Source organism: Longimicrobium sp., assembly GCF_036554565.1.
Classification (GTDB): Bacteria; Gemmatimonadota; Gemmatimonadetes; order Longimicrobiales; family Longimicrobiaceae; genus Longimicrobium.
This window is the reverse complement of record NZ_DATBNB010000172.1, coordinates 1-2,129: the sequence shown is the minus strand read 5'-3', so window position 1 is coordinate 2,129 and position 2,129 is coordinate 1. Positions and strand designations below refer to the sequence as shown.

The window sequence follows — 2,129 nt, the reverse complement described above, 5'->3', positions numbered from 1 at the left end:
TCCCCCCGTTGCTCGTGCGGAAGGCGTCGTCGAAGGGCACGCCCGTGTGCCCCTCCAGCATGCGATCGGCCGAGAGCAGCGCCAGCGTCCACCCGGGGCACCGCTCCCGCAGCGTGCGCCCCAGCGCCGAGTACAGGTTGCGCAGCGGATCGCGCTCCCCGACGCGAATGCCGTAGGGTGGGTTGCTGATGACCCACCCCGGCCCCTCCGGCGGCTCGATCGCGGACAGCGGGCGCGCGCTCAATTCCAGATCATCCATCACCCCCGCCCGTGCGGCGTTCGCGGCTGCGGCCTGGATGGCACCCTCGTCCCGGTCCGATCCAAGGATGGGAATGCCCGCAGACGGCCGGATCTCCCCCCGCGCACGGTCCACGATGGACTCCCACGCGGCTCGATCGAATTCCGGCCACGACGTGAACGCGAACCGGCGCGGCTGCCCGTCGGCGTTCGCCAGGCCCGGCGCGATGCCCCGGGCGATGAGTGCGCCCTCGATGACGATGGTCCCCGATCCGCACATGGGATCGAGCAGCGGCGCGCCGGGGTTCCAGCGGCTCCCCAGCAGCATGGCCGCGGCCAGCGTCTCGCGCAGCGGCGCCTTGGCGAGTGCCTGGCGGTATCCGCGAAAGTGAAGTAGCGCGCCCGAGGAATCGGCGCTGATCACGCACTCGTCGCGCACGAAGCGGACGATGAACAGCTGCGCATCCGCCGCCTCGGGCTGATCCGCATCATCCTCGTCCTTGCCCAGCGCGCCGCCCGCCACCGGACCGACGGCGCGGGTGATCGCGTCCAGCAGGCGCTCGGCGATGGCGCCCTCGTGGTACAGCTTGCTCTTCTTGCTCGTCACCCGCAGCCGCACCGCCCCGCCGCGGTTCACCCAGCGGTCCCACGGCACCTTGCGCGCGTGCCGCTCCAGCTCGAAGAAGGTGCGCGCGCTAAAGCTGGCGGCGCGGACGACGACGCGGCTCGCCGTCCGCAGCCGGAGGTTGGCTTCGTACATCTGCGCGGCCGGTCCGGACCACGACACGCCCCCGGGCTCCACCACCCCGCCGATCCCCATCGCCCGCAGCTCTGCCGCGGCCAGCGGCTCCAGCCCCGGCGCGGTGATGGCGAACAGGTCCAGCGTTCCGTCTATCTTCGTCATCCGGCTCGTGGTCGGTGTCCGTCTCTCCCGCGAGTCCCCCCCCGCGGTGCTCCCACAAAAAGCGAACCGCCGGGCCAGGGCCCGGCGGCGGCGAACGTCGGCCGTTCACGAGGAGCATCAGAAGTGGCCGCGGATGGACACGGCACGCATCCTCACAGTGTCTACCACCACCGTCTCCGAGCGGCCCATGCGAAACCCGGGGCGCTCTGATTCGTAGCCGATACGGCTGACGAGAAGCCGGTACCGCCCGCGGGTACCGCGACCGCGCAACTCGAAATCGCCGGTGGCAGTGGTGGGGGCCTTCACCTCCGTCCCCTCGATCATCACGTGGCTGCCCGGGAGAGCGGCTCCCGTCGCTGCGTCCACGACCGTGCCGCGAACGACGAACTCGACGTGGGGCGCCGGTCGCGTGGCCTGCGGCGCGCACGCCGGGATCGCGATCAGGGCAGCGAGGATGGCCGCGCGGATCACGTTTCGATGCCGTACTCCTTGAGCTTGCGGTACAGTGTCCGCTCGCCGATGCCCAGCATTTCCGCGGCCTTGCGGCGGTTGCCGCGGCTGTGGAGGAGCGCGGCGTTGATGGCCTCGTGCTCCAGGTCGCTCATCGTCTTGCCCGGGCGGAACACCACTGTCCCCTCCTCGCGCGCGGGCTCCGGCTCGGGCGCGAGGTCCACCATCGGCGGGGGGCCGAGCGCGATGGGCTGATAGGCGCCGTACGCGTTGGGTGCGGCGGGAATGGCCATCGGGTCGCGCTGGCGGGCGCGGTAGACCTCGAACTCGCGCCGCAGGTCTTCCATGTCCACGCGCAGGTCGTACAGCGCGCGCAGGATGAACTCCAGCTCCGGCGGCGGCGCGCCGGTGGACCGCCCGCCGTCGTCGCGGGGCCCGTTCTGCCGTGCGAGCGCGACGGGGAGCAGCGTTTCGCGCCGGCCGTGGCGCACCTCGGGGGGACTGTCCTCGGGGCGGATGACGCGGCCGGGCGCCAGCA

At 72.2% G+C, this 2,129-nt stretch carries 3 protein-coding genes; all 3 read right to left on the bottom strand.

Features of this window, described 5'->3' with window-relative positions:
* Positions 1–1,141: hypothetical protein (locus VIB55_RS04735; RefSeq protein ID WP_331875519.1), on the bottom strand; the 1,141-nt coding region annotated here is incomplete at its 3' end.
* A gap of 117 nt (positions 1,142–1,258) precedes the next feature.
* Positions 1,259–1,612, bottom strand: coding sequence for a carboxypeptidase regulatory-like domain-containing protein (locus VIB55_RS04730; protein ID WP_331875518.1), 354 nt, complete (start codon positions 1,610–1,612; stop codon positions 1,259–1,261).
* Positions 1,609–2,129, bottom strand: a 521-nt coding sequence (locus VIB55_RS04725) for a helix-turn-helix domain-containing protein (protein WP_331875517.1), incomplete at its 5' end; no start/stop codon positions are given. The genes VIB55_RS04730 and VIB55_RS04725, both read right to left, overlap by 4 nt.